The organism is Bacteroidota bacterium, from assembly GCA_038746285.1.
Classification (GTDB): Bacteria; Bacteroidota; Rhodothermia; order Rhodothermales; family JANQRZ01; genus JANQRZ01.
On sequence record JBCDKT010000004.1, the window covers coordinates 52,163 to 77,176 of the forward strand.

The 25,014-nt window shown below is 69.7% G+C and carries 20 protein-coding genes; 3 read left to right on the forward strand and 17 right to left on the reverse strand.

Annotation, left to right across the window (positions count from 1 at the left end; translation table 11 throughout):
- Nucleotides 1–29: 29 nt before the first annotated feature.
- The 4 genes from AAGI91_02455 to AAGI91_02470 all read right to left on the reverse strand — a co-directional run bounded on the left by AAGI91_02455 (nt 30) and on the right by AAGI91_02470 (nt 4,240).
- Entirely contained in the window at nt 30–401 is a 372-nt protein-coding gene (locus AAGI91_02455) for an STAS domain-containing protein (GenBank protein ID MEM1041467.1), read from the reverse strand.
- Between the two features lie 255 nt (nt 402–656).
- Nucleotides 657–1,580, reverse strand: a complete 924-nt coding sequence (gene secF, locus AAGI91_02460) for a protein translocase subunit SecF (protein ID MEM1041468.1) — start codon at nt 1,578–1,580, stop codon at nt 657–659.
- 68 nt (nt 1,581–1,648) lie between these two features.
- A complete protein-coding gene (gene secD, locus AAGI91_02465; protein ID MEM1041469.1) occupies nt 1,649–3,583 on the reverse strand; it encodes a protein translocase subunit SecD in 1,935 nt (644 codons plus the stop codon).
- A 144-nt stretch (nt 3,584–3,727) separates the two neighbouring features.
- Nucleotides 3,728–4,240: a hypothetical protein gene (locus AAGI91_02470; protein MEM1041470.1), complete on the reverse strand. Its 513-nt coding sequence runs from the start codon at nt 4,238–4,240 to the stop codon at nt 3,728–3,730.
- A gap of 277 nt (nt 4,241–4,517) precedes the next feature.
- On the opposite strand from AAGI91_02470, the gene glpK reads away from it, so the two are divergent.
- Nucleotides 4,518–6,005 (forward strand): glycerol kinase GlpK, encoded by a 1,488-nt coding sequence (gene glpK, locus AAGI91_02475; GenBank protein MEM1041471.1) that lies wholly within the window; start codon nt 4,518–4,520, stop codon nt 6,003–6,005.
- Nucleotides 6,006–6,029: 24 nt separating this feature from the next.
- On the opposite strand, the gene AAGI91_02480 is transcribed toward glpK, so the two are convergent.
- The 4 genes from AAGI91_02480 to AAGI91_02495 form a co-directional block, all read right to left on the reverse strand.
- Nucleotides 6,030–8,012: a hypothetical protein gene (locus AAGI91_02480; protein MEM1041472.1), complete on the reverse strand. Its 1,983-nt coding sequence runs from the start codon at nt 8,010–8,012 to the stop codon at nt 6,030–6,032.
- A gap of 47 nt (nt 8,013–8,059) precedes the next feature.
- Nucleotides 8,060–9,946 carry a transglutaminase domain-containing protein gene (locus tag AAGI91_02485; protein ID MEM1041473.1) on the reverse strand — a complete coding sequence of 629 codons (1,887 nt, stop codon included), beginning with the start codon at nt 9,944–9,946 and terminating at the stop codon, nt 8,060–8,062.
- Nucleotides 9,947–10,158: 212 nt separating this feature from the next.
- Nucleotides 10,159–10,440, reverse strand: a complete 282-nt coding sequence (locus AAGI91_02490; protein MEM1041474.1) for a DUF427 domain-containing protein — start codon at nt 10,438–10,440, stop codon at nt 10,159–10,161.
- A gap of 66 nt (nt 10,441–10,506) precedes the next feature.
- Nucleotides 10,507–10,794, reverse strand: coding sequence for a family 4C encapsulin nanocompartment shell protein (locus tag AAGI91_02495; GenBank protein ID MEM1041475.1), 288 nt, complete (start codon nt 10,792–10,794; stop codon nt 10,507–10,509).
- A gap of 111 nt (nt 10,795–10,905) precedes the next feature.
- Here AAGI91_02495 and AAGI91_02500 point away from each other — a divergent pair, with 111 nt between their 5' ends.
- Entirely contained in the window at nt 10,906–11,757 is an 852-nt protein-coding gene (locus AAGI91_02500) for a lysophospholipase (protein MEM1041476.1), read from the forward strand.
- Nucleotides 11,758–11,893: 136 nt separating this feature from the next.
- Here the strand turns inward: AAGI91_02500 and AAGI91_02505 are convergent, their stop codons facing one another.
- The 9 genes from AAGI91_02505 to AAGI91_02545 form a co-directional block, all read right to left on the reverse strand.
- Nucleotides 11,894–14,464: a proprotein convertase P-domain-containing protein gene (locus AAGI91_02505; protein MEM1041477.1), complete on the reverse strand. Its 2,571-nt coding sequence runs from the start codon at nt 14,462–14,464 to the stop codon at nt 11,894–11,896.
- Nucleotides 14,465–14,546: 82 nt separating this feature from the next.
- Nucleotides 14,547–15,215, reverse strand: a complete 669-nt coding sequence (locus tag AAGI91_02510; protein MEM1041478.1) for a nitroreductase family protein — start codon at nt 15,213–15,215, stop codon at nt 14,547–14,549.
- Complete coding sequence (locus AAGI91_02515) at nt 15,215–15,694, reverse strand: nucleoside deaminase (protein ID MEM1041479.1); 480 nt, start codon at nt 15,692–15,694, stop codon at nt 15,215–15,217. Before AAGI91_02515 ends, AAGI91_02510 begins: the two co-directional genes overlap by 1 nt.
- Nucleotides 15,695–15,774: 80 nt before the next feature.
- Nucleotides 15,775–16,515, reverse strand: a complete 741-nt coding sequence (locus AAGI91_02520) for an SIMPL domain-containing protein (GenBank protein MEM1041480.1) — start codon at nt 16,513–16,515, stop codon at nt 15,775–15,777.
- Between the two features lie 81 nt (nt 16,516–16,596).
- On the reverse strand, nt 16,597–17,190 hold the full coding sequence (locus AAGI91_02525) for a hypothetical protein (GenBank protein ID MEM1041481.1): 594 nt from the start codon (nt 17,188–17,190) through the stop codon (nt 16,597–16,599).
- Between the two features lie 127 nt (nt 17,191–17,317).
- The gene (locus tag AAGI91_02530; protein MEM1041482.1) at nt 17,318–19,051 is read right to left on the reverse strand and encodes a T9SS type A sorting domain-containing protein; all 1,734 of its coding nucleotides are present in this window, start codon (nt 19,049–19,051) and stop codon (nt 17,318–17,320) included.
- A gap of 175 nt (nt 19,052–19,226) precedes the next feature.
- Nucleotides 19,227–20,735, reverse strand: a complete 1,509-nt coding sequence (locus AAGI91_02535) for an asparagine--tRNA ligase (GenBank protein MEM1041483.1) — start codon at nt 20,733–20,735, stop codon at nt 19,227–19,229.
- 163 nt (nt 20,736–20,898) lie between these two features.
- Nucleotides 20,899–21,486: an L-threonylcarbamoyladenylate synthase gene (locus AAGI91_02540; GenBank protein ID MEM1041484.1), complete on the reverse strand. Its 588-nt coding sequence runs from the start codon at nt 21,484–21,486 to the stop codon at nt 20,899–20,901.
- A gap of 50 nt (nt 21,487–21,536) precedes the next feature.
- Nucleotides 21,537–22,973, reverse strand: a complete 1,437-nt coding sequence (locus AAGI91_02545; GenBank protein MEM1041485.1) for a GWxTD domain-containing protein — start codon at nt 22,971–22,973, stop codon at nt 21,537–21,539.
- A gap of 414 nt (nt 22,974–23,387) precedes the next feature.
- On the opposite strand from AAGI91_02545, the gene pckA reads away from it, so the two are divergent.
- Nucleotides 23,388–24,986, forward strand: a complete 1,599-nt coding sequence (gene pckA, locus AAGI91_02550; protein ID MEM1041486.1) for a phosphoenolpyruvate carboxykinase (ATP) — start codon at nt 23,388–23,390, stop codon at nt 24,984–24,986.
- The last annotated feature ends 28 nt before the right edge of the window (nt 24,987–25,014 follow it).

The following is a 25,014-nucleotide window of genomic DNA, read 5'->3' on the forward strand; positions in this document are numbered from 1 at the left end:
CGCCTCTATCACAAAACGCTAGTGAGGACCTAGCCTTCGGCGGCAGCGTCGCCTGCCGGCTCCTCGTTGTAGCTCTCCACGGCCTCGTCGACCGACTCGTAGTGCTTGAAGACCGTCAGCAGCTTGGCGATCATCAGCAGCGACTGGATGCGGTCGGTGGCGTTGGCGAGGCGGAGGTCGCCGCCGGCGTTGCGCATGGTGGCGAGGCCGCCGATGAGCATGCCGAGACCGCTGGAGTTCATGAAGCGGACCTTCGAGAGGTCGATCACGAGGTTCTGCTGACCGGCCTCCTTGAGCTCGCGGAGCTGGTCGTGCAGCTTCGCGCCGTCCGGGCCGCCCATCACGTCACCTTTGAGTTGGAGGACGACCGCGTTGTAGCGCTCTTCGGTTTTGAATCGCATGGGCTTCGAGAGGTGGGTGGACCGGAGCGGAGTGGAGGAAGGTACGGCACGCGGTGAACAAAGGTACGCGCCGCGTGCCGATACCACACGGCAGCTTAGTCCTCTGGCACGTTGAGACGGACAGGCTTTCTTCTTTGTCATCCCGGACCCCGATCCGGGATCTGGGGCGTGGCCCGTAGATGGGCTGCGCCGCTGCTGCGCGGTCTGAACCACGTTCAGGATGACCTACCTGTCAACGGGAGCTCGTCACAGCACTTAGGCCGCCTTCGCGGCGAGGGCGCGCTGCTTCAGCTCGACGAGCACCGGCGAGGCGACGAAGACCGACGAGTAGGTCCCGATGACGACGCCGACAATGAGCGCGAAGGCGAACCCGCGCAGCACCTCGCCGCCGAAGATGAACAGCGTCAGCACCACGATCAGCGTCGTGCCCGAGGTGACGAGCGGGCGCGAGAGCGTCGAGTTGATCGAGCGGTCGACGACCTTCGCGTAGTCCTCAGTCTTGAACAGGTTGGTGTACTCGCGGATGCGGTCGAAGACGACGACCGTGTCGTTGAGCGAGTAGCCGACGATCGTCAGCAGCGCCGCGATGATGGCCTGGTCGATTTGGAGCGAGAACGGCAGCAGGTGGTGAAACATCGCGAAGATGCCGAGGGTGATCGTCACGTCGTGCGCGAGCGCCGCCACGGCCCCGGCCGAGAAGCGCCACTCGAAGCGGAGCATGATGTAGAGGAAGATCACGCCGAGCGAGGCAAGGACCGCCCAGATCGCGCCGCGCTTGAGGTCGTCGGCGAAGCGCGGCCCGACGGAGTCGATCTTGACGACGTTGACCGTAGCCTGGGGATACGCCGCCTGCATCGCGTTGACCGCGTTGCTCTGGAGGGCGTCGATGTTGTCGCCGCCGGCCGTCGTGCGGATGAGGAGGGTCTCGTCGTTGTCGTAGGTCTTGACCTCGGGCTGGACGCCGCCGAAGGCCGAGGCGAGGGCGTCGCGGACGCCGGGAATCGGGAGTGCCTCGCCCGTCTCGATGACGAACTCGGTGCCGCCCTGGAAGTCGATCCCGGTCTCGAGCCCGCGCGTGACGAGCGCGAAGATGCTGAGGACGATGAGGGTGCCGGAGATGAGGTAGGCCGTCCGGCGCTTCGGGATGAACTCGAAGCTGGTGTTTTCGAAAATGCGCATGGTGTTTCCAATTGAGGATTCGTACGGGCAGGTCTGAGACCCGCCCGTACAAAAGATTCGGAGGCGGGTCAGCCGAAGGCGACCGCGCTGCGGCGCTCGGCGACGAAGTAGTCGAAGACGATGCGGGTCACGACGATCGCGGTGAAGAGCGACGACAGGATGCCCGCCATCAGCGTGACGGCGAAGCCCTGGATCGGGCCGACGCCGAACGAGTAGAGGATCACGCCGACAAAGAACGTCGTGATGTTGGCGTCGGCAATCGCCGAGAGCGCCTTCGCGTAGCCCCCGTCGATGGCAGCCTTGAGCGTCTTCCCGCTCGCCATCTCCTCCCGGATGCGCTCGAAGATGAGCACGTTGGCGTCGACCGCCATGCCGATCGTGAGCACGATGCCGGCGATGCCGGGGAGCGTGAGCGTCGCCCGGAAGGCCGCCAGAATCCCGAAGATGAACAGGATGTTCAGCAGCAGGGCGAGGTTGGCCACCATGCCGGCGGTGCGGTAGTAGAAGATCATGAAGATCGCCACGAGCCCGAGCCCGACGAGGATCGAGACCGTCCCCGCCCGGATCGAGGCCGCGCCGAGGCTCGGCCCGACGGTGCGCTCCTCGACGATGTCTACCGGCGCGGGCAGCGAGCCGGACTTGAGGACGGTCACGACGTCCTCCTGGTCCTGGCGCGTCACGCCGGTGATCGAGGTGCGCCCGCCGGGGATCTTGTCGATGATCGTCGGGCGCGAGTAGACGACGTTGTCGAGCACGATCGCGACGGGCTTGCCGACGTTCGCGCCGGTGAGGCGGCTCCAGGTCTGGGCACCCTCGGCGTTCATCGTGAGCGAGATCTCCGGCTCGTTGGTGAACGGGTCGAAGCTCGGCCCGGCCTCGGTGATGACTTCGCCGGTCAGTTCGGGGTCGCCGCCGCGCACGCCGACGAGGTAGAACACGTCCTCGCCGGCTTCGGTCTGGCCCTCGGCTTTGGCGTCGTAGACGAGGCGGATGCCCGGCGGCAGGAGCGCCAGCACCTCGGCGCGGCGGAGCAGGGAGCCGGCCTCGGCCGTGTCGCGCTCGGCGACGGCACCGAAGATGACGCTCTCCCCGCCCAGCGGCGAGAGCACCCGCAGGAGCGCGTTGTCGAGTTCATCGACCGCCTCGTCCAAGCCGAGGAGGTCGTCCACGTCGGCAGCCCCGGTATCGGCCTCGGCGAGGTCGTCGGTCTCCACCGCGTCGGCTTCGGCGAGGTCGGCTGCTTCGAGCGTCGTCGTGTCGAGCGCGGAGGTCTCGTCCTCGGCCCCGAGGGCGTCGAAGTAGCCGATGATCCGGTTGCGCGAGGCGGTTAGCTCGGTCGGGTCGGCCATCAGGCGGAACTCCAGGCGGGCCGTGCCGCGCAGGAGGTCGCGGACGCGCTGCGGGTCGTCCACGCCGGGCAGCTCGACGACGATGCGGCGCGAGCCCTGGCGCTGGATCGACGGCTCGCTGACGCCGTAGCGGTCGACGCGCTCACGGACGATCGAGACGGCGCGCTGCACGGCCTCGTCGGCCTCGGACTGGAGGTAGGACGCCACCTCGCCGTTCTCAGAGCGGCGCGTGATGTCGGCCCCGGTCGAGCGGAAGTAGCGCGAGAGGCGGACGTTGGGGTCCTGCTCCTCGAAGACCTCGACGAAGGTGGCGACGAAGTCGTCGTCGCCCGCGTCGGACGCCTCGCGGGCGGCGGTGAGGGCCTGGTCGAAGGCCGGGTCGGTGTCGGTGGCGAGGGCGCGCACGAGGGCGTCCATGCGCACCTCGAGCGTGACGTGCATCCCGCCCTGGAGGTCGAGGCCGAGCTTGAGCGCCCGCTCGCGCAGGTCGCGGATCTCGGTGTAGTTCGCGTTGAGGTAGTCCGTGCGCTCGGTCTCCTCCATGGCCTCAATCCGGTTCTCCGTGAAGTAGCTCTGGAGCGTCGGGAAGAGGTACCACAGCGACAGCGACAGGAAGGCGAGCGTGGCGAATAGCTTAAAACCGTTCTCTTGCATGGGTACGTCTGGGGTCTTGGGTCGGGGGCCGGGCCTCCGCCGGGGAGGGCCCGAGGAAGCACGCGGCTTCCAGACGAGGAGGGCCCGCACCCTAGACGTGCAGGCCAGAGGCACCGGCAGACAGCCGGCGATGGGACGGCTCGGCTAAGGGCCGAGCGGCTGCGCCGCCGAGAGGACGGCGAGCGGGACGACGGTGTCGGGACAGGACGAAGCCGGAGCGATCGCGACCGGCCTCGGCGCGAGGGCCTGGGCGTGGAGCAGCTTGGCGGCCAGGCTGGAGGTCCCACCCGCAGGCGCGGCGACCGGCGGGGCCGGGGCCGCCACGACGCCGCGGTCGTGCCCGAAGGCTTGGAGGAGGTGCCCGTAGAGGATCGACAGGAGCAGCTCGGCTCCGCCTCGCTGGTCGAGGAACTGGGCGAGGTCCGGCTCCGCACTGAGGGCTTCGGCGAAGGCGGCGACGAACGCTTCGGGCGTGCGGGCGTCCGCTGCCGCCGCGAGAGCCTGCTCGAAGGCGGCCTCTACCGTCGGCGGCGCGCCGGGCGGTGCAGCCACCGGCCGCGCCGCGCCCGTCGCCGGGGCCACGAGCCACAGCCCGAGCCCGAGCAGAAGGCCCGCGCTGAGGACGCGCTGTATCGCAGAGTGCCGAAGAAAACGCATGGGATAGAGCAAAACGAGCGGTGCAACATACCGCCTCCGCTGAGGCGGTGTCAACGCGCACCCCCGGAGTTCACTGGAGCTTGGGGAAGAGGAGGGCGTAGAGGATGCGGATGGAATGGGAGGAGTGGGAGGAGCATCGAGGACTCGCCGTAGGCAAATCCACGCTAGCGGGCGCGCCATGGCTACCGGGGAGACGCGCTGCCCGCCAAACGCGCACGCTGGGTTCGCTATTTTCTGCCCACCGTCTCACCGTCTTCTGTCTCACCGTCCTCCGACCGTGTCCCACCTCCTCGCCCTGGACCAGGGCACGACCAGCTCCCGCGCTCTCGTCTTCGACGCCTCGGGCCGCGTCGTCGCCCGCGCCCAGCAGGAGTTTGCCCAGCACTTCCCCCGGCCGGGCTGGGTGGAGCACGACGCCGTCGACATCTGGGAGAGCCAACTCGCGACGGCGCAGCAGGCCCTCCGCGAAGCGGGCCTCGGGGCGGGCGACATCGCGGCCATCGGGATCACGAACCAGCGCGAGACGACCGTCCTGTGGGACCGGGCCACGGGCGAGCCGGTCCACCGCGCCATCGTGTGGCAGGACCGCCGGACGGTGGACTACTGCGAGCGCCTCCGCGCCGCCCACGGCGACCACCTCCGCCGCACGACCGGCCTCCGCGCCGACCCCTACTTCTCCGGCACCAAGCTCGCCTGGCTCCTCGACCACGTCGACGGGGCCCGCGCACGCGCCGAGCGCGGCGACCTCGCCTTCGGCACGGTCGACGCGTGGCTCGCCTGGAAGCTCACCGGCGGGCGCACCCACGCGACGGATGTCACGAACGCCTCACGCACGCTCCTCTTCGATATCCACCGGCTGAGTTGGGACGACACGCTTCTCGATGCGCTCGACATCCCTCGCGCTGTCTTGCCGGAAATCGTCCCGAGCAGCGGATTCATCGGCGAGACCGAGGGTGCCCTCTTCGGCGAGCCGGTCAAGATCGGCGGGGTCGCGGGGGACCAGCACGCGGCGCTCTTCGGCCAGGCGTGCCTGGAGCCGGGGACGGCGAAGAACACCTACGGCACCGGCTGCTTCATGCTGATGAACACGGGCTCCGAGCCGGTCCCCTCCGAGCACGGCCTGCTGACGACGGTTGCCTGGGACCTCGGCGACGGGCCAGGCGGCCACAATCCTGTCTACGCGCTCGAAGGGTCCGTCTTCGTCGCCGGGGCGGCCGTGCAGTGGCTCCGCGACGAGCTCGGCCTCGTCGAGACCGCCGCCGACTCGGAGGCGCTCGCGGCGAGCGTGCCGGACGCGGACGGGGTCGTGGTGGTCCCGGCGTTCACCGGGCTCGGGGCGCCGCACTGGGACCCGCACGCGCGCGGCGCCGTCTTCGGCCTCACGCGGGGGACGACGCGGGCGCACCTCGTCCGGGCTACGCTGGAGAGCCTCGCCTTCCAGACCCGCGACGTGCTCGCCGCGATGGAGGCCGACGCCGGGCAGGCGCTCGCTGCCCTCCGCGTCGACGGCGGCGCGGCGGCCAACGGCTTCCTCATGCAGTTCCAGGCCGACATGCTCGGCGTCGCGGTCGAGCGCCCGGCGAACGTCGAGACGACGGCGTGGGGCGCGGCCCGCCTCGCCGGCCTCGCCGCCGGGGTGTACGCGCCCGACGCGCCGTGGACGGCCGAGGCCCGGTTCGAGCCGCAGATGCCGGAGGCCGCGCGCGCGCCGCTCCTCCGCGCCTGGCAGCGTGCCGTCGAGCGGGCGCGCGGCTGGGCCGGGTGAGCGCCGCCGGGCCGTCCCCGCGGGCTACGACTCGACGGAGAACACGAGGGTCGGGAGGTTGAGGCGGGAGCGGCTGCCGGTGAGGTCGAGCAGCGTCCCGAAGTCGGACGGCGGCGCCTCAGACTGCCGCAGCGTGAGCGCGTAGTCGGCCTCCATCCGGCCGTCGCCGACCGTGTACCGGCTGGCGAGCGTGCCGAACTGGTTCTCCACGGCGACCTCGTCCAGTTCGGTGGCGAGGCTCCAGTGGGCCGGATAGCGAAGCTCGATGCGCTTGTTCTGGACCTCGTCGTAGTAGATGCGGATCGGGCTCTCGCGCTCCTCGGTGTCCACCTTGAGGCTGACGCTGGAGGCCGGCGAGAACAGCCCGCCGGTCTGGAAGAGCACCTCCTCCGGCGTCACCGTGACGAGGTTGTCGATGCCGTACGTCAGCCGGATCACGAGCGGCTGCTTCGGAGCCCCCTCGTTGTCGATGGTGTATTCCAGGTCCTGCACCTCGCCGTCGGTGTAGGTCAGCAGCTCCTCGACCACCTCGTCGCGCTCGTCGTCCTCCAGGTCGCGGAGCGCCGTGCGGAGCGCGTAGGCCGCCGACCCCCGGAAGACGCGCTCCTCCTCGACCTCCACGACGCCGTCCTCGTCGAGCGCGACGGTGAAGTTCTCCTCCGTGGCGTTGTCGGCCGCGTTCCCGGTCGGGACCACCATGAACCCCGCGAAGCCGTCGGCGTCGATCTGCATCGCCGCCTGGCCCTGGAAGTGCTCGGGGACGTGCGTGACCGGAAGTCCCTCCACCCAGGGAAACGCCACGCGGTCCCGGCCCTCGATCTCGACGGCCACGGCGGGGATGTAGAGCTGGCTCCCCGTGATGTAGCTCCGGTCGAAGTAGCCGTCGCGGGCGGAGTGGATCAGCACGTAGGTCGCCGGGACGCCGGCCTCTTCCAGCATCGCCTGGGCCAGGCCCGTGATGAGGTAGACGCTCCCGCGCTGCTCCTTGAGGACGGTGTTGAAATCGTCTTTGCTGCTGCTCCCCGGCTCGATCGTCGTCTGGACGTAGGTGACGATGAGGTCGAGCTTCTCCTCGTCGCTCAGCCCCTGGAGGTCGAGGTCATCGAGGGCCCGGCGGACGGGGTTCGAGAAGAAGCCGCCGCGCCGGAAGGCGTACTTCTTGAAGCCGTCGGCCATCTCCTCCCAGCTCGCCCGCGCGGTGTAGTCCAGCGAGCCGAGCTTCAACTCCGTGATCTGGAAGGCGAGGTACTCGGCCCGCTCCTTGAAGTACGGCGCGTAGACCTCGTCGGCGACCGCCGGCACGTCGAGCGCCTTGTGGACGAGGAAGGTCTTCTTCTGCTCCTCGTCGTACTCGGTGTCGAAGGCCGGGGTGCGCCCCGTCTCGACCTGCTTGAGCTTGAGCGCCCACCACGACGGGTAGCCGAAGCGGTAGGACAGGCGCTCGATCGGGATCGAGGACTGGAGCGGGATGTCGTACTCGAGCGGCGGCGTGAACTGCATCCCTGCCTTGTACCGGACGCGGACGTTCTCCTCGACGACCGTCCCGGCCTCGACGTTCGGGTAGGCCATCTTGTAGACGGTCTTGCCCGAGCTTTCCTCCTTGGCCAGGTTGCCCTCGGAGAACACGCTGACCGAGCCGTCCGGCGACGTGACCCGGATCGCCACGCCCTCGAACTGCCCGCCGGGCTCGACCTCGGTGCGGAACGTGGCCAGCCACTCCGCCTCCGGGTCGAGGATGACGTAGCGGATGCGGGTGTCCCGGTAGTAGTGCCAGTTCGGCACCGCGCTCATGCTGGTGGTCACGACGTGCTCTGCCGTCTGCTCCCAGTGCGTAAAGACGCCCTCGTGCCCTTCGTACTCGGCCTGGTACGCCTCGACGTCCACGGAGTCCGCGGGCGCGAAGGCGGCAACGTCGCGCTGGATGAAGGCCGAGCGGCCAGAGGTTACGCAGCCGGTCAGGAGCAGCAGGGCGGCGAGCGGGAAGAAAAGCAGACGGCGAGCAGGCATAGAGACCAAGTCAGGAAGCGTGAGCGGAGGGTGCGTTGAGCCGTGAACTAGGGGCGGCCCGAGTCCAGGTCGGCGTCTTCGGCGGGTGCGTCTTCGGCGGGTGCGTCTTCGAGCGGCCGGAGGATGAACATCCCGCGCCGGGCGTCGAGGTACTGGCCGGCCGCGGCGAGGTACTGCGCCTTGCTGTCACCGCTGAGCCTCTTGGCCCGGTGGTGGAAGGCGTACTCGATGCGCGTGCGGCCCGCCTCGGGCGCGGACAGCGCCGCCTCGAAGTGCAGCGGGCCGCTGCCGCCGACCTCGACGCGCTCCTCGGCCGCCGCGAAGTCCGGCGTCTCCAGGTCGAGCGTGAGGCGGAGGTGCGGGCGGCCCGAGAAGTAGAGCGCGTAGTCGTCCTCGGCCCGCTCCATCACGTCGGGATCGACGGTGCGGAAGGGCGTGTGCGGCACGTAGCGCCGCGTCGGCGACGCCACGACGAAGTCGGAGAGGTCGGCCACGGCGGAGAACGTCGCCGCGTCGGGGCCGACGTCGAGCGGGATGAAGTGGTCGAGCGACAGCTTGCGGAGCGGCTCCGTCGCCGCGACCGAGAGGAAGTTCTCCATCTCGAGGTCGGTCCCCTCGGCCTGGAGCCGGTGCAGCTCGGCCGCGAAGCCGCCCCGGACCGTGACCTCGGCCCGGGCCTCGGCCGGTGCCGCGAGGCTGCCGGTCACGGCGATCTCGACCAGGGCCCCGGACGGCGGCGCGGGCACCCGGCCTTTCCAGCTGCCGCTCGCCCCGATGGCGAGCGCTGAGGCGTCGACGTCGGACTCGGGGAGGGCACCGAACGGGACGTAGCGGTGGGTGGGATCGAAGAACACCGTGCCCTCCCCGTCCTCGAACCGGGAGATGACGTGGTCGTAGAGCCCGACGTGGGTGCCCTCGAACTCCGGCACCGGGCCGGTGGAGACGAGCACCACGTCCACGTCCAGGCCCAGCTCGCGGGCGAGGGCCGCGACGAGGAACGCGCGGTCCTTGCAGTCGCCGTAGCCGTTGGCGAGCACGGTGCCGGGCGGGCGCGGGACGATCGCGTTCTCGGCCCGCTCGTCGGCCACGTAGCGGATCGAGGAGCGGACGTGGTCGTGGATGGCGGCGACGGTCTGGCGCGGCGTCTCGCGCTCCAGCTCCGCCGCGACCGCCGCGAGGCCGTCGCCGCCCAGGTCACCGACCAGGTCGCGGTACCACGCGCCGAAGGCGTCGGTGGCGTTCGGCGTCACAGGCACCCCGCCCTGGGTGATCTGCACGAGGACGGCGGCCTGGAAGTGGTCGAACGGGAAGTACGGCAGCCCGTCGCTCCTGCCGAGCCCGTGGAACCGGAGCTCCGTGCGCTTCTTGTTCGACCGGTCGATGTCCGGCGCGAGGGTCTCGCGCGGGTAGAAGAACGAGAAGTCCACCTCCACGTCGTCCGGGTGCTCGATCGTGACGTGGTAGCTGCTGAGGTGGTCGGCGTTGGGGACCTTGAGGACCGGCAGGTAGGCCACGTCGTCGTACGACTCGCGGTACGAGTAGCGCGCCACGTCGCCGGGCTCCAGGTCGTCGGGGAACTCGAGGTAGTGCACGCGCCCGCTCGTCATGAACACGTCCTGGTACTCCGGCACCTGCACCCCGATGCGGTAGCCGGGCAGGCGCTCGCCGCCGAGCTCGCCGCGCAGCTTCGAGACCTCGGCGTAGAACGGTTCGGGGACGAAGAAAACGCGGTCCCGCGTCGACCGCTCCGAGTGAAAGGTGTAGGCCACCTCCACGTCGCACGTCAGCGAGAACCCGCCGTCGCGGGTCGGCTTCAGCCGGAACGTCCGGCTCTCCGCGTAGGACCCGTCTTCTCCCCCGCGAGGCTCAGCCTCAGCCAAGTCCCCTGCGCCGGCCCACAGGACGGCGACCACCAACAGATACCGCACACGCATACGTCCCCCTCTAGCTCTTTGATCACTCGAACGAGACCGGTTTTCCGCGAGCCCCCGGTCTCGACTAGAGCCGGGAATATATCCCAAACATGCCAACTCTGCCAGCGGCCGGTCCGGGTGGGCGTGGAAGGGTGGAAGGAAGAGCGGGAGAGCGCTCTCCTCCGGTCGGCCCTGCCCGTCTTCCCTGCCTCCGCTCTTCCGAACCTCCGCGCCTACCCCGTCACCTCGACGCCGCGCCAGAAGGCGACGTGGTCTTTGATCTCGGCGGCGGCGTCCTTCGGGTCGGGGTAGAACCACGCGGCGTTCTCGTTGGTCTCGCCGCCGGCCTCGACGGTGTAGTAGCTCGCGGTGCCCTTCCAGGGGCAGGTGGTGTGGTGGCTGGTCTCGCGGAAATGCTCGCGCTTCAGCGCGCTGGGCGGGAAGTAGTGGTTGCCTTCGATGACGACCGTGGCGTCGCTCTCGGCGAGGATGGTGCCGTTCCAGGTGGCTTTCATGGGTACACGGTTGGGAGTGAGAGGGTGAGTGTAGGGGGTACGCATGGTTTGCGCTCTCATCCTCGATTAGACCCGCACGCCGCGGACGCCGTCGGCGAGGTCGCCGGGAGCGGGGAGCACGCAGACGGTGTCGGCGCGGAACGGGTCGAGGACGATCGTGAGGTACTGGTACGTCTCGAAGCGGCCCGGCGTTCGGTTGAACTGCCGGGCGATGGCGTCGCAGAGCATCCCGTACGCGGCCGGCCCGACGAGGACCGTGCGCGGCTCCAGGCCCTCGTGCTGCAGGGCGCGGAGGCCCTCGTCGATGGAGGCGAGCACGGTGTCCGGCGTGGCGGTGGTTTCGGTGACGGTCATGGGAATGTCGAGCGGCGAGTGATGAATGTCGAGTGGTGGGTGGCGAAGAGCGAGTGGGCAGCGGGATATTAACCACTCGACCCTCGCCCTTCGACCCTCGCCAATCGCAAGATGCAGCACGACGCTGGCACGTTCCGCACGGACGACGGCCTCACCCTCGCCACGCGCCGCTGGGTGCCCCACGACCACCCGAAGGCGGCCGTCGTGATCGTCCACGGCATCGCCGACCACAGCGGGCGCTTCGCCCACGTCGCGGCGCACCTGATGCTGAGCGACTACGAGGTCTACGCCTTCGACCTGCGCGGGCACGGGCGCTCCGAGGGCGAGCCGCGCGCCTACGTCGAGTCGTTCGACGCCTACGTCGCCGACCTCGGGCTCTTTCTGGAGCACGTCCACGAGGCGGCCGCGAAGCCGGTCTTCCTGCTCGGCCACTCGCTCGGGGGCCTGATCGCGGCGCGCTACGTCGCCCTGTACGGCACCGGCGGCCTGGCTGGCCTCCTCCTGTCGTCGGCCGCGCTGCGCATCCCGGCCGACCTCTCCCCGGTCCTCCAGAAGCTGGCCGGCACCGTCAGCCGCTTCACGCCGACGCTGGCCACCACCAAGCTCAACACGGAGCACCTCTCGCGGGACCCTGGCGTCGTGCGCGGCTACGAGCAGGACCCGCTGACCTACACCGGCGGCGTGCGCGCCCGCACCGGGGCCGAGACCCTGCGCGTCACGAAGGAGATGCCGAGCCACATCGGGGCCTTCACGCTGCCGCTCTACCTCTTCCACGGGGCCGCCGACCGCATCACCGACCCCGCCGGCAGCCAGTGGCTCTACGAGCACGCCCCGTCCGAGGACAAGACCTTCAACCTCTACGACGACCTCTACCACGAGACGATGAACGAGCCCGAGCGACACGTCGTGCTCGGCGACCTCGTGGCCTGGCTCGACGCCCACACCGGGGACGCCGGCCCCTGACCGCACGGTTCGCCGGATCGCACGGTTCGCCGGATCGCACGGTTCGCCGGATCGCACGGTTCGCCGGATCGCACGAGCGCCCCGGTAGCCCATCGGCCGCCGGGGCGCTCGTGTGTCGAGCGGCCTGCGAGGCTGCTTACTTCACCACCACCACCTTGCGGCTGGCGGTGAACGACTCGCCGGTGAGGCGGACGACGTACGTCCCGCCCGCGAGCGCGGTGCCGTCCAGGCGAAGCGTGTGCGTGACGCCTGCCGGCACGGGCGCGTCGAGGAGCGTCTGGACGCGCCGCCCGAGGAGGTCGAGGACCTCGGCGCGGACGGTCTGCGCCTCGCGCACGGCGAAGCGGACCTCCGCCGAGCCGGAGAACGGGTTCGGATAGGCCGCGTCGAGGCGGTACGCGCCTGCCAGCGTTGCCTCGTCTTCGAGGTCCGTCGGGTTGTCGGTGAAGAAGAAGAGCGCCCACTGGTCGAGCGCGCCGGTGTCCTGCCCGGCCCCGTCGCAGACGCTGAGCGTCCACGTCCCCTGCGGGTCCTCGCCCGCGAAGTCCGAGAGGGGGTCCACGCCGTTCGTGCCGGGCTCGCCCTGCTCGGTCTGGCCTTCGATTTCGAAGAACGGAGCGCCAGGATCGTGAGAGCCACCCGACCCGAAGATGCCCGCCGCGCCCGTGTCGCTGAAGAGCGCGTCAAGGTTCGGTGCGTCCGACCCGAAACTGCCTGTCCCGGCCCGGTCGAGGAGGCTGACGACGGTCCCCTCGGGGCTTTCGAGCAGCAGCCGGAGGTCGCCCCGGTACGTGTGCTCGATCACCGCCCCGACTTTCAGCGAGCCCAGGGCGAAGCTGTCCGCCACGTCGATGCTGCTGGTCTGGAAGTTGGGGCAGCCGTCGTCGCTGATGGCGAGGCCCGTGTCGTTGGTGTAGAAGAAGTCCGGCGCGATGAAGATGTTGAGGGTCACGCTGGGGCGGAGCGTGAACGCCAGGCTCGGGTGCTCCACCTGAGCCTCGTTCTCGAGCGCACCGCCCGGAGCGTTTTCGTCCACCGTCACGTCGAACGAGAGCGTCTCCGAGCCGCCGTCGGCCACGTCGACCGTCCAGGTGACGGTGCCGCCTTCTTCGCCGGCCTCGCCGAGCGAGGCGCTCAGGTTGCCGGCGTAGGCCAGGCCCTCGGGAAGTACGTTCTCGAACATCACCGTTTCGCCGGTCTCGGTGCCGGCGTTGCGAAGCTGCACCGTGATGGTCGTCGTCTCGCCGGGCGCGACGGAGACGGGGTCGGCCGTCATCGAGGCGGCGAGTTGGATCGGCCCGGGCGGGTTGCCGGCCTCCATGCCGTCGATGAACAGGGCGCCGGTGTTGCCGGGATCGAGGAAGGCCTCGGCCCCGGTCGTCATGTTGCGCGCCATGCGGCCGTACCAGTCGGCGGTCTGGCTCGTGCACGACGCGAAGCCGCCCGAGAGCTGGCCGACGACGCGCTTCTCGGGGCTGAACAGCGGCGAGCCCGAGGAGCCACCCTCGGTCGTGCCGAGGTCCCAGTCGTCGACCTTGAGGTGGGTGCCGGCGGGGTTGCCCGAGCTGCCCAGGTAGGAGTCAATGGAGGTGGGCTGGTTCTCGAACGAGATGCGCTTCTCCTCGACGCCGGGGTGGTGGATGGCGATCGCGCTGGCCGTGGCCTGGTCGCGGCGGTCCCAGCCGTTGAGGTAGACGCTGTACTCCGGCGGGATCGGGTCATCGGTCTCGACAATCGTCCAGTCGGGGCCGCCGGAGGTGCCGCCGCCGGAGGTGTCCATGAACATCACGCCGGAGGAGAACTGGTCGCGCGGGCCGTCGCCGGGGCCGCCGCTGGCCGGGGAGCCGGGTGTGCGGCACGTCGAGTTCTCGTAGTTCCAGTAGATCACCGTGCTGGCGGCGTTCGAGGCGCGGACGCCGCAGTGGTCGGCGGTGAGGAAGAGCGGGCGGCCGTCCATGGCGGTGTTGTTCATCGCCGAGCCGCTGCAGAAGTCGATGCCGCCCACCGAGTAGGCCCCGACCGAGCGGATGATGTCGCGGAAGCCGTCGCCCTCGGGGCAGACCACGTCGACGTTGCACGAGCCGGAGCGGGCGAAGTCGGTCTCGTCCCACGTCGCCCGGCTGATGCCGACCGGCCGGTAGGCGTGGTTGACGCGGGCGATCTCAAGCTCGAAGTCGTCGGCAGCGTACGATTTGGTCCGAGGGAGGTTCAGCTCGACCACGATCTCGTCGCCCCGGATGATGGGCGACCACAGCTCGCCGTGCGCCTCGTTGTCGGCGGCGGTGAAGGCGCGGATGTGCGGGGCCTCGCCCGCCGGGTAGAGCCAGAGCGCGGCCCCGCCGGGCAGGCGGAACCGGCTGAAGCCGAGGTTGAGCGAGTAGGCCCCAGCCGAGGCGATGCGGAGCCGCCACAGGCGCGTGCCGTCGGCGAGCGTCTCCCACGTCCCGGTGCCGCGCGTCGAGGCCTCGACCTCGAACGGCTCGGCGAAACGGAGCGGGGCCGCCTTGCCGTCGGCGCGGGCCGCGTCGCGGGCGACGAGCGCGTCGTTGTTGACGGCAGGCATGGTGAGGACAGGGACGCTGCCGAGGGCCTGCGCCTCGGCGGCCTCGAACGAAGCGGGGCGGTCAGCGGCGTGCTGGGCCTGGACAGGGAGGGCGAGCGCGAACGTGCACGCTAGAGCGAACAAGAAGCGGTAACGGGGGGACATGCCGGTGCAGGGTTGGGTGAAGGAAAACGCCGGAATATCACGCATTTCCCCCCGATCTCCAAACCTGCCCTCTGCCGTCGCCCTACTCGAACCAGACGGCCACCTCGTCCAGCGTCTTGCGCCCGAAGTCGGGCACCGTCGCGTCCTCGGCCGGGTAGCCGACGGGGAAGAGGATGTAAGGCCGCTCGCGGCTCGGGCGGCCGAGGAGGTCGCTCAGGAAGCGCATCGGGCTGGGCGTGTGGGTGAGCGTGGCGAGGCCCATCCGGTGGAGCGCCGCGATGAACAGCCCGGCGGCGATGCCGCAGCTCTCCTGCACGTAGTAGTGCTTCTCCTTCTCGCCCGCCGCGTCGAGGCCGGTGCTCTGCGCGAAGAGGACGACGATCCACGGCACAGTCTCCAGAAACGGCTTCTCCCAGTCGGTCCCGATCGGTGCGAGGGCGTCGAGCCACTCGGGCGAGGCCCGCTCGGCGTAGAACGAGCGCTCCTCCTCCTCGGCGGCCTCGCGGATGCGGCGCTTCATCCCGGGGTCGCTCACGGCGACGAAGGTCCACGGCTGCTTGTGCGCCCCGCTCGGGGCGGTCCCCGCCGTCTGGATCGCCAGCTCGATGAGGCGGCGCGGGACGGGCCGGTCAGTGAAGTCGCGGACGGAGCGGCGGCGGTCCATCTCCTGGAAGAACGCCTCGGCGCGCGAGGCGGTCTCCTCGTCGGAGTAGGGCGAGAAGCCGAGCGGGGTGCGGGGAAACTCAGGCATCAGTATAGTTTGTCCTGGCTGACGGTGGCGAAGAGGTCGAACGCCGCCTGCGCTTCGTCGCGGAGCACGCCGCCCTCGACGGCGAGGGTAGCTCCGCCGAGCGACTTCATCTGCTCGTTCGAGATGCCGAGTTCGCGGAACCCCGCCCGGTCGGCGTCGCCGATGAAAGTGCCGAAGACGATGCGGTCGCAGTTCGCCCAGTGGATGGCCGAGAAGCACATCGGGCAGGGCTCGGTGGACGAGTAGATCGTGCAGCCCGAGAGGTCGATCGTAGCCAGCGCCTCGCAGGCGACGCGGAGGGCGTGGACCTCGGCGTGGGCCGTGATGTCGGTCGTCTCCCAGACGACGTTGTGAACGGCGCAGACGACGCGGCCGTCCTTGACGATGACCGCGCCGAACGGGCTCTGGCCCTTTCCGACGGCGAGTTTCGCCTGCTCGATGGCGAGGCGCATGAAGTCGAGGTCGGCGGTGTCAGGCATGGGAGTGTGATGCGTAAGACGTGATGCGCGAGGTTGGCTTCTTCGGTGGCGCGCGACCTCACGTACCACGCGTCACGAAGTCACTCTAGCTCGAAGGTAACGGTGACGGTGGCGCGAACGGTGATCTCGCCGGCCGCGAAGGCTCCAGGGTTGCCCTCGTCGGCGGTGTCCATCGCCATCTCGGCGCGGGCGAAGACGCCGGGGCGCGGCGTGGGCACGCTGACGTTGCCTTCGGCGATGCGAACGACGCGCCCGAGCCGGGCGCCGAGCACCTCGGCCATGTTTTGCGCCTTCTGGCGGGCGCGGGCGACCGCGTCGCGGAGCGCTTGGTCTTCTACGCTCTCCCGGTCCTGCAAGCCGTACTGAATCCCGTTCAGCTCGTTGGCCCCCCGCTGCACGACCTCGGCGACGACGCGCGGGACGAGGTCGAGGGCCTGCCCCGGACTCGATCCGGGGTCTCCGATCGTCACCTTCACGTCGCGGCGGGCGATAAAGCCTTTGCGGAAGCGCTGCCCGTTTCGGAACTCCACGTCCTCATCGAGCCGGAGGCTGAGGAGCTGCATGTTGCGGTCGGCGACGCCCATGCTGCGGACGGCGTCCATCGCGGCCTCGGCGGCCTCGGCGTTCTCGCGCCGGGCGTCCTCCGCCGTCTCGGCCCGCGTTACGACCGCGAACTGCACCGTCGCCTCGTCCGGCTCCACATCGATAGTCCCGACGCCGCTGACCGTGACGGTGCGCGGGTCGGGGGTGTCGGCAGACTGGGCGGTCACGGTGGAGATGGAGAGGAGAACGAGAAGAAGAGAGAGGAGAGAGCGATTCATGGCTTCGGCCTCGATGAGAAACGTGGGGGCGTAGCGGTGCTACGCCCTTCAACGGTCCGGCACCTCAGAAAATACGCCCCTTCAACCGCACGGCTCGTAGCGAATCGTCGCGCTGGATTCCTGGTCGATCCGAAACCGCCCGATGCCCCGACTGCGCATGCGCGTCCTCGTCTTCACAGGCAGCGGCACCCCGTTCACGTAGCCGAACAGCACCTCGTTCGAGATGTGCTCGACCATGAACCCGACGATGCCGGAGAAGGCCGGAGGATGCAGGATGGCCTGGACGAGCTGGGCTGGCTCGCGGGTGAACATCAGGTCAGCCCCCTCAATCTCTCCCCCGTCGTCCGGCACGCTCGCCCAGCTCGTAACCCGGATGCTCAGTTCGTTGGCGTGCGAGGCGGGGAGCTCCTCACGCTCGTACGACGAGCCGGCGATGAGAGGCAGCATGTCGTTCTGTATCTGCGCCTCGGGCGTGTCGATCCGCTCCTCGATTTGCTCTGGCCCCTCGTCAGGGAGCGTCCTGAACGTGCCGTGGTTGGTGTGTCGCACGGTGCTCGTGGCGCAGAGCCCCCGCACGGCCTCGTCGTAGCACGCTAGCTGTGCGGTCACCTCGCCGAGGACGCGGCGGGCTTCGCTGCTGAGCGAGGCGTCGGCACCGGGTTGCGTCATACTCATGTTCGCAGGCAGGTCCGCCCGCCGAGGCGCAGGCTGCAACGCGTAGGGCGGACGGGCGGCAACCGAGAGGGGACCCGTGCACCGAGGCGCTGGCTTCTCCTCCCGGCCGCTGCTTCCGCTGTCCTCATCAGCGCACGACGCTCAGGCGCTGCACTACCGCACCTGCTGCTGTTTCGGCCCGGACGATGTAGAGACCGGACGGCAACGTACGCGACGCAAAGGCGAAGCTGTGCTCACCGACCGCGAGCGGTCCGTCGTGGAGCACGGCCACGCGGCGGCCGAGGGCGTCGTGGACCGACACGGTCGCCTCGCCCGCCTCAGGCACCGAGACGAGGACGCGGGCCTCCGACGCCGTCGGGTTCGGGTAGAGCGCGAGCCCGGCCGCCCCCGCCGTCGGCGACGGGGCTACCGAGACCGGGTTGTCGCCGTAGCGCGCGACGAAGGCGTCCTCGAACCCGAGCGCCGACACGTCCGGCGTGCCGTCCTCGGTGAAGTCGGCGTCGGCGACGAAGCGGCCGGTGACGAAGGCGTTGCCCGCGGCGTCGACGGCGACGCTGTAGGCCCGGTCGTCCTCGGGGCCGCCGGCCTGGCTGACCTTCACGAGCGTGCCTGCGGCGTCGTACTCGGCCACGAAGATGTCGTTGACCCCGAGGCTCGTCACGTCGGCCGTGCCGTCCTCGTCGAAGTCGGCTCCGGCCTGGAAGCGGCCGACGAGGAAGATGTTGCCCGCGACATTGGCGTCGATGCCCTCGCCCCGGTCGCTGGCGGCGCTACCGGCGCGGCGGAGCCAAACGAGCTCGCCCGCGGCGTCGTAGTAGGCGAGGAAGATGTCGCGGTCGCCGGCGCTCGACACGTCGGGCGCGCCGTCGCCGTCGAAGTCGGCGTTGATCTGGAAGTAGCCGGTGACGTAGGCCCCGCCGGCACCGTCTGAGGCCACATCGTAGCCGTAGTCGGTGCTGATGCCGCCCGCGCTGCGGACCCACACGAGGTTGCCCTCGCCGTCGTAGCGGGCGGCGAAGATGTCCTGCTCGCCGGCACTCACCACGTCAGCCGCACCGTCGCCGTCGAAGTCGACGCTCTCGCGGATCTGGCCGGCGACGACCACGCCGCCGAGGCCGTCCACGGCGATGTCGTTGCTCACGTCGTCGCGGCTGCTGCCGGCGCTGCGGACCCAGAGGAGCTCGCCGTCACCGTCGTACCGGGCCACGAAGACGTCGAAGCTGCCGGCCCCGGAGACGTCTGCGACGCCGTCGCCGTCGAAGTCGGCGTCGTCGATGAAGGTGCCGGTGACGAAGGCCCCGCCCTCGCCGTCGGGGACGACGCCGTAGGCGCGGTCGAAGATCTCTCCGCCGGCGTCGCGGACCCAGAGGAGCTCGCCCTCGCTGTCGTAGCGGGCCAGGAAGATGTCGTTCGCGCCGGCGCTGAATACGTCGGGCGTGCCGTCGCCGTCGAAGTCGGCCCCCTCGCGGAACTGGCCGGCGAGGTAGGCCCCGCCCTCCCCGTCCGAGGAGACGGCGTAGGCAATGTCGAAGCCGGCGCCGCCGGCGCGGCGGCCCCAGAGGAAGTTGCCGTCGCCGTCGTAGCGGGCGATGAGGATGTCGCCGCTGCCGGCGCTCGTCAGCTCGCCCGTGCCGTCGCCGTCGAAGTCCATGCTGGCGAAGAAGTAGCCCGCGATGAAGGACCCGCCGGCCCCGTCGGTGGCGATGCCGTAGGCTATCTCCTGGCTGGTGCCGCCTGCCCGCTCGACCCACTCTGCCTGCGCGAGCGCCTCGGCCGAGACGAGCAGCAGGGCGAGGGTGAGCAGCCACACCGGTGCCGGGCGGCGCGAGGAGCGGGCGGAAGGTGTGTATCGGTCGATCATGGACTCAGGAGGATTTGGTGAAGGAGGTCAAGGGATCGCAACATAAGCGATTACCGCACCTGCTGCCAATACCGAACCGAGCGTTGCAGCCCGCTGTCTACGAACGGCAGGGCCGGAGAGACCGCCTGGGCAGGGGGTCGATCCTCGAAGCCGAGGCCGAGGTAGGCGGCACGCCTCACGGGTTCAGCCGCCCGAGGAGGCGCGGGAACGGAATCGTCTCGCGGACATGCGGGAGCCCGCACACCCACGCGACGGTCCGCTCCAGGCCGAGCCCGAAGCCCGCGTGCGGGACCGACCCGTAGCGCCGCAGGTCGAGGTACCACGCGAAGACCTCCTGGGGCAGCCCGTGCGCGTCGATCTGGCTTTTCAGGAAGTCGAGGTCCGTCGCCCGCTCACCGCCGCCGACGATCTCGCCGTAGCCCTCGGGCGCGAGCACGTCCATCCCGAGCGCGAGCCGGTCGTCCTCGGGGTCGCGCTTCATGTAGAACGCCTTGACGGCCGCTGGGAAGCGGTGGACGATGATGGGCCGGTCGAAGTGCTTGGTGAGGACGGTCTCGTCGGAGCCGCCGAAGTCGCCGCCCCACTCGAAGCTCGCCGCCGACGCCTTCCACTTCGGGAGGTTGCGGAGCGCCTCCTCGATCTCGCCCAGCCGCCCGCCGATGGCGATCTCGCGGGCGTCGATCCGGCGCTTCTCGCCCTTCTTAGCCTGCCCGTAGCGTGCGCGGTTGCCGTCGCGCTCGGAGGTCAGCGCCGCTTGCTCTGCCTCGAGGTCGGCGATCTCGGCATCGAGGAGGGCCTGCGTCTTGTCGCTTCTGAGGAGGTCGACGGCCTCGGAGTAGTGGACGCGCGGGAAGCCGCCCTCGGCAGCGGTTTCGAGTGCCGACGTGTCGCGCTCTAGCAGGGCGAGTTCGTCGGCGCAGTGAGCCAGCACGTCCGAGGCGATCCGGCGGAGGAGGCCTTCGGCGAGGGCCATGTCCATCTCCAGATCGAAGAACGCCATCTCGGGCTCGATCATCCAGAACTCGGTCAGGTGCCGCCGGGTCTTCGACTTCTCGGCGCGGAAGGTCGGGCCGAAGGTGTAGATCTTGCCGTGGGCGAGCGCCATCGCCTCGCCGTAGAGCTGCCCGCTCTGGGTGAGGTAGGCGGGCTCGTCGAAGTAGTCGAGCTCGAAGAGCGTGCTCGTCCCTTCGACCGCGTTGCCAGTCAGCACTGGCGGGTCCATCTGGATGAAGCCGTCCTCCTGGAAGAAGGCGTGGATCGACTGGATGATGCGGTTGCGGACGCGCATGATCGCCCACTGCCGCTGGCTGCGCAGCCACAGGTGGCGGTGGTTCATCAGGAACTCGACCCCGTGCGCCTTCGGGCTGATTGGGTACTCCTCGGCGAGATGCAGCAGGTCGACCGCCGTCGCCTGGACCTCGTAGCCCCCGACCTGGCGCTCGTCGGCGACGACGCGGCCGGTGACGCGGAGAGCGCTCTCCTGGGTCGCCGCGGCGGCAGCCTCGAAGCCGGCAGCGTCCACCTGCTCCTCGTTCACGACGCACTGCGCCAGCCCGGTGCCGTCGCGGAGGATGAGGAAGTAGAGGCTCTTGGAGCCGCGCTTGTTGTAGAGCCAGCCCTGGAGCGTGACGGTCTCGCCCTCGTGCTGGGCGAGGTCGCGGACGGCGGTGGAGGAGTCAATCATGGAACAGCGGGAAGGGGGTGAACAGAGGCGCGAAGATACCGAGCCGGGGGACAGAGGACGGTGGACAAAGGACAGTCAGACGACCACCGGTAGGGGCGGACCTCTGCGCCTGCCCTCGCCCTGACCTGGCACCGTTCCTCAACAGGGCGAACGCCGTTCGCTCCTACGGGTCGATGATCGCCCGCAGCGTCGCCGCGTCCACCGCGCCCTCGCGCAGCACGGCGAGCCGCCCGCCCTCGACCCGTACGACCGTCGAAGGTGTCCCGCCGAGTGCCTGCCCGGCGTCCACGGCGAGATCGGCGGCGGCGGTGACGGCCGGGTCGAGGTCGGCGAAGCGGCGGGCGGGGGGCTCCCCGGCGCGGTTGGCGCTCGTCGAGAGCACCGGCCCGGCAGCCGCGACGAGGGCGAGGCAGAAGGGGTCGGTCGTCCGGCGGATGCCGATGCCGCCGGCTGTGCTCACGAGGCCGGGGGGCGCATCGGGTGCCGCGTCGAAGACGACCGTCACGGGCAGCGGCGGGTCGTGCTCCATCAGGCGGCGGTGCACGTCGGTCAGCCCGACCAGCCAGCCCTCGACCCGAGACCAGGCGTCCGTGAGGGCGAGCATCGGGCGGGCGGCGTCGCGGCCCTTAACCCGGCGGATGCGGGCGACGGCCTCGGCGTCGGCCGGGTCGCAGCCCAGTCCGTAGACCGTCTCCGTCGGGTAGACGATCACCCCGCCCGAGCGGACGGCAGCGGCGGCCTGGTCGGCCAAGCCTTCCTCCGCTCTTTCGCTCCTCCGCTCTTCCCCGCTTTCCCGCCCGCTCACCGCCGGAGCTGCTGCTGCCAGTCCGGCATGCTGACCTCGCCGTTGACGGTCGAGTGGATCAGCTCGAAGTCGCCGAAGCCGAGGCGGTCGACGAAGACGAAGAGCGAGCGGCCCGCGCCGGGGATGTTATCGTACTCCCACGTCTCGTGCGGGACCGTCTCGCTGTCGTAGAGGTTCGGGTCCACCTGCGAGGGCTGCCCGTACTTCAGGACGACGTTGCCCCGGTCGGTATTCCAGCCCTCGGTGAAGGAGGTCGAGTAGCGCCCGTTGGTGTACTGGACCAGTTCGTAGAACCGGCGGCGCGTCTCGTTGATCGGCGTGAGCGGGTTCTCGTCCCGGCCCGCCCAGAAGCGGGCGAGGAAGTCGCGCTTGGCGTCGAGCGTGGCGAGGCGGCGCATCTGGCCCTGCTCGCGGTCGTTGGCCAGCACGCCCGCGTGGGCCAGGTTCTGCTCGACCTCCTCCTCCGGCATCACCGCGTAGAGGTTGGCCTCGTAGGACGAGCCGTCGGCCTCGGCGACGGGCTGGGCCACGCCGGGGTTGAAGATGAAGAACTTCCGCCCCTGCTCGGCGAGGGCCTCGTTGTTCTCGTCGAGGAGCGCGAGGCGGAGGTAGTACGACCCGCTCGGGACTTCGCTCAGGTCGAACTGCCCGACGAGCACGTCGGTCGGGCGAGCGGCGCGCTCGGTGCGCTGCTGGAAGCCGGCCATCGGCTGAGCGAGGTCGGACGAGGCGAGGTAAGCAAAGAGCGTGTAGGTCCCGCCCCCGGCAGCCGCGTCGAGGCCGTAGGCTTCGGCGTAGTAGTAGAGCGTCGGGAGGCCCTGCCCGAAGAGCTTGTTGGGGTTCGGCAAGACGGCGAGGCCGTTCTTGTAGAACGGAATCTCGCGGTCCTCGGAGCGGCGGATGCTCGAGGCGAGGGTGAGGTCGGAGACCATCACCCGGTCGCCCGCACCCTCGAAGTCCGGCACCGAGACGTCGCTCCGGGCGGCGAAGGCCGCGCGCCCGAGGTCCTCGTTGCCCAGCACGTCGACCTCGAGCACGTACTCGCCCGACGGCACGGCGGCGCGGACCTGCTGCACGAAGTACTGCCCCTGGACGAGCCCGCTCGTGTCCGGCACCGCGAAGCGGTAGGCGAGCGTGTCGGCGAACGCGAGGGTCTCCGACGCCTGGGCGAGCCCGCCCGTCGACGAGCGCCGCAGCCCCACAATCACCGGTAGCACGACCTCGAACTGCTCGTCGGCCCGGACGTAGGGCAGCGACGACGCCTCGAAGGCGAGGTAGGCCTCGACGAGTGAGGTCTCGGCGTCGTACCGGAACGCGGCGTGGTCCACGTCGAGCTGGAGGGGCAGGATGGCGGCCGGCTGCTGGGCAAAGGCGGGGGCGGCCGCAGCGAAGGCGAAGCAGAAGGTTAAGGCGCGGAGTCGGAGCGAGGGCATGGGGCGGCGAGCGCGGTGAAACGAGGAGGTGGAATATAAAGTGAGAACGCGGCCGGGTCGGGGCACTCGCAGGTCCCTGGACAGAGGACAGAGGACAGAGGACAGAGGACAGAGGACAGAGGACAGAGGACAATTTTATGTCGTTAGCCCTAGAAGGCAAGGGCCTTCGTAGTTTTCGTGGCTTTTCTTGACTCGCCCACTCTCCCCACGCCTCGGGTGCTGCGGAAACTTTGACGCGTTCTTGGAACCGCTTCCATTGCGCATCCTGCCTGCGGTTCGTTTCTTGCGAGCTTTGCCCGGCATGCAACAGGACCCCGCGCTTTTTTACTGCGACGGCGGCGCGTGCCTGACGCCGGGCAGGGTCGCGCTCATCCCCCTTCATCGAGTACGGCAGCACCCATCCCCGAGGAGTCCATGGACCTGACAATCAGCCTGAACCAGTACGGCATCGACGTGGCGGAGGTACTGCGCAACGTGGCCCCGGCCAAGCTCTACGAGGAGGCCGTCCGCAACGACCCCACGGCTGCCATCATGAACAGCGGCGCGCTGCGCGTGGGCTCCGGGGAGAAGACCGGCCGCAGCCCCGCCGACAAGCGCGTGGTCCGCAGCCCCGAGAGCGAGGACGACGTGTGGTGGGGCACGATCAACATCGAGCTCGACGAGGACACCTTCCGGATCGTCCGCGAGCGTGCTTCGGACTACCTCAACACACGCGACTGCCTCTACGTCGTCGACGGCTACGCAGGCTGGGACCCGGCCTACCGGCTCAAGGTCCGCATCATCTGCACGCGGCCCTACCACGCCCTCTTCATGCACAACATGCTCATCCGCCCGACCGACGAGGAGCTGGCAGACTTCGGCGAGCCCGACTTCGTGATCTTCAACGCCGGCGCGTTCCCCGCCAACGCGCAAACCCCCCACATGACCTCGAAGACGAGCGTCGGCGTGCACTTCGAGCGCGGCGAGATGGTCATCCTCGGGACCGAGTACGCGGGCGAAATGAAGAAGGGCATCTTCACCGTCATGAACTACCTCATGCCTAGGCGGGGCGTCCTCTCGATGCACTGCTCGGCGAATGAGGGCGAGGACGGCAGCGTGACCCTCTTCTTCGGCCTCTCGGGGACCGGCAAGACCACACTCTCGGCCGACGCCCACCGCCACCTCATCGGCGACGACGAGCACTGCTGGTCGGGCGAGGGCGTCTTCAACATCGAGGGCGGCTGCTACGCCAAGGCCATCGACCTCTCGGCCGAGAAGGAGCCGGAGATCTTCGCCGCCATCACGTACGGCACGGTTCTCGAAAATCTGGTCTACGATGAGCGCACGCGCGAGGTGGACTACCACGACACGTCGCTGACCCAGAACACGCGGGCCTCCTACCCCATCGAGTACATTCCGAACGCGAAGATCCCCTGCGTGGGTGGGCATCCGACGAACGTCGTCTTCCTGACTTACGACGCCTTCGGCGTGCTCCCACCCGTCGCAAAGCTCTCGCCCGAGGAAACGATGTACCACTTCATCAGCGGCTACACCTCGAAGGTGGCCGGCACCGAGGTGGGCGTGACCGAGCCGGAGCCGGCGTTCTCGGCCTGCTTCGGCGCGCCGTTCATGGTGTGGCACCCGTCGAAGTACGCCGAGCTCCTCGCCGAGAAGATGCGCACCCACGGCGTCGACGCGTGGCTGATCAACACCGGCCTCACCGGCGGCCCCTACGGCACCGGCGAGCGGATGTCGCTCACGTACACCCGCGCCATCATCGACGCCATCCACGACGGTTCGCTCGCCGAGGCCCCAACCGAGACCGACCCGGTCTTCGGCTTCGCCGTCCCGACGGCCTGCCCGAACGTCCCGTCGGAGATCCTCCAGCCGCGCAACACCTGGGCTGACCCCGACGCCTACGACGCGGCGCGCAACAAGCTGGCACAGCGCTTCGCCGACAACTTCAAGAAGTTCGAGGACGGCGCGAGCCCAGCGATCAAGCAGGCCGGCCCGAAGGTCCCCACGGAGGTGTAGCCTCCTGTCCTTCTGTCCGTACGACCCT

Excerpts from the sequence above, each read along its gene's own strand:
- AAGI91_02455 (MEM1041467.1), bottom strand. The coding sequence starts at position 401 with ATGCGATTCAAAACCGAAGAGCGCTACAACGCGGTCGTCCTCCAACTC.
- secF (MEM1041468.1), bottom strand. The coding sequence starts at position 1,580 with ATGCGCATTTTCGAAAACACCAGCTTCGAGTTCATCCCGAAGCGCCGG.
- secD (MEM1041469.1), bottom strand. The coding sequence starts at position 3,583 with ATGCAAGAGAACGGTTTTAAGCTATTCGCCACGCTCGCCTTCCTGTCG.
- AAGI91_02470 (MEM1041470.1), bottom strand. The coding sequence starts at position 4,240 with ATGCGTTTTCTTCGGCACTCTGCGATACAGCGCGTCCTCAGCGCGGGC.
- AAGI91_02480 (MEM1041472.1), bottom strand. The coding sequence starts at position 8,012 with ATGCCTGCTCGCCGTCTGCTTTTCTTCCCGCTCGCCGCCCTGCTGCTC.
- AAGI91_02485 (MEM1041473.1), bottom strand. The coding sequence starts at position 9,946 with ATGCGTGTGCGGTATCTGTTGGTGGTCGCCGTCCTGTGGGCCGGCGCA.
- AAGI91_02490 (MEM1041474.1), bottom strand. The coding sequence starts at position 10,440 with ATGAAAGCCACCTGGAACGGCACCATCCTCGCCGAGAGCGACGCCACG.
- AAGI91_02495 (MEM1041475.1), bottom strand. The coding sequence starts at position 10,794 with ATGACCGTCACCGAAACCACCGCCACGCCGGACACCGTGCTCGCCTCC.
- AAGI91_02500 (MEM1041476.1), top strand. The coding sequence starts at position 10,906 with ATGCAGCACGACGCTGGCACGTTCCGCACGGACGACGGCCTCACCCTC.
- AAGI91_02505 (MEM1041477.1), bottom strand. The coding sequence starts at position 14,464 with ATGTCCCCCCGTTACCGCTTCTTGTTCGCTCTAGCGTGCACGTTCGCG.
- AAGI91_02510 (MEM1041478.1), bottom strand. The coding sequence starts at position 15,215 with ATGCCTGAGTTTCCCCGCACCCCGCTCGGCTTCTCGCCCTACTCCGAC.
- AAGI91_02515 (MEM1041479.1), bottom strand. The coding sequence starts at position 15,694 with ATGCCTGACACCGCCGACCTCGACTTCATGCGCCTCGCCATCGAGCAG.
- AAGI91_02520 (MEM1041480.1), bottom strand. The coding sequence starts at position 16,515 with ATGAATCGCTCTCTCCTCTCTCTTCTTCTCGTTCTCCTCTCCATCTCC.
- AAGI91_02525 (MEM1041481.1), bottom strand. The coding sequence starts at position 17,190 with ATGAGTATGACGCAACCCGGTGCCGACGCCTCGCTCAGCAGCGAAGCC.
- AAGI91_02530 (MEM1041482.1), bottom strand. The coding sequence starts at position 19,051 with ATGATCGACCGATACACACCTTCCGCCCGCTCCTCGCGCCGCCCGGCA.
- AAGI91_02535 (MEM1041483.1), bottom strand. The coding sequence starts at position 20,735 with ATGATTGACTCCTCCACCGCCGTCCGCGACCTCGCCCAGCACGAGGGC.
- AAGI91_02545 (MEM1041485.1), bottom strand. The coding sequence starts at position 22,973 with ATGCCCTCGCTCCGACTCCGCGCCTTAACCTTCTGCTTCGCCTTCGCT.
- pckA (MEM1041486.1), top strand. The coding sequence starts at position 23,388 with ATGGACCTGACAATCAGCCTGAACCAGTACGGCATCGACGTGGCGGAG.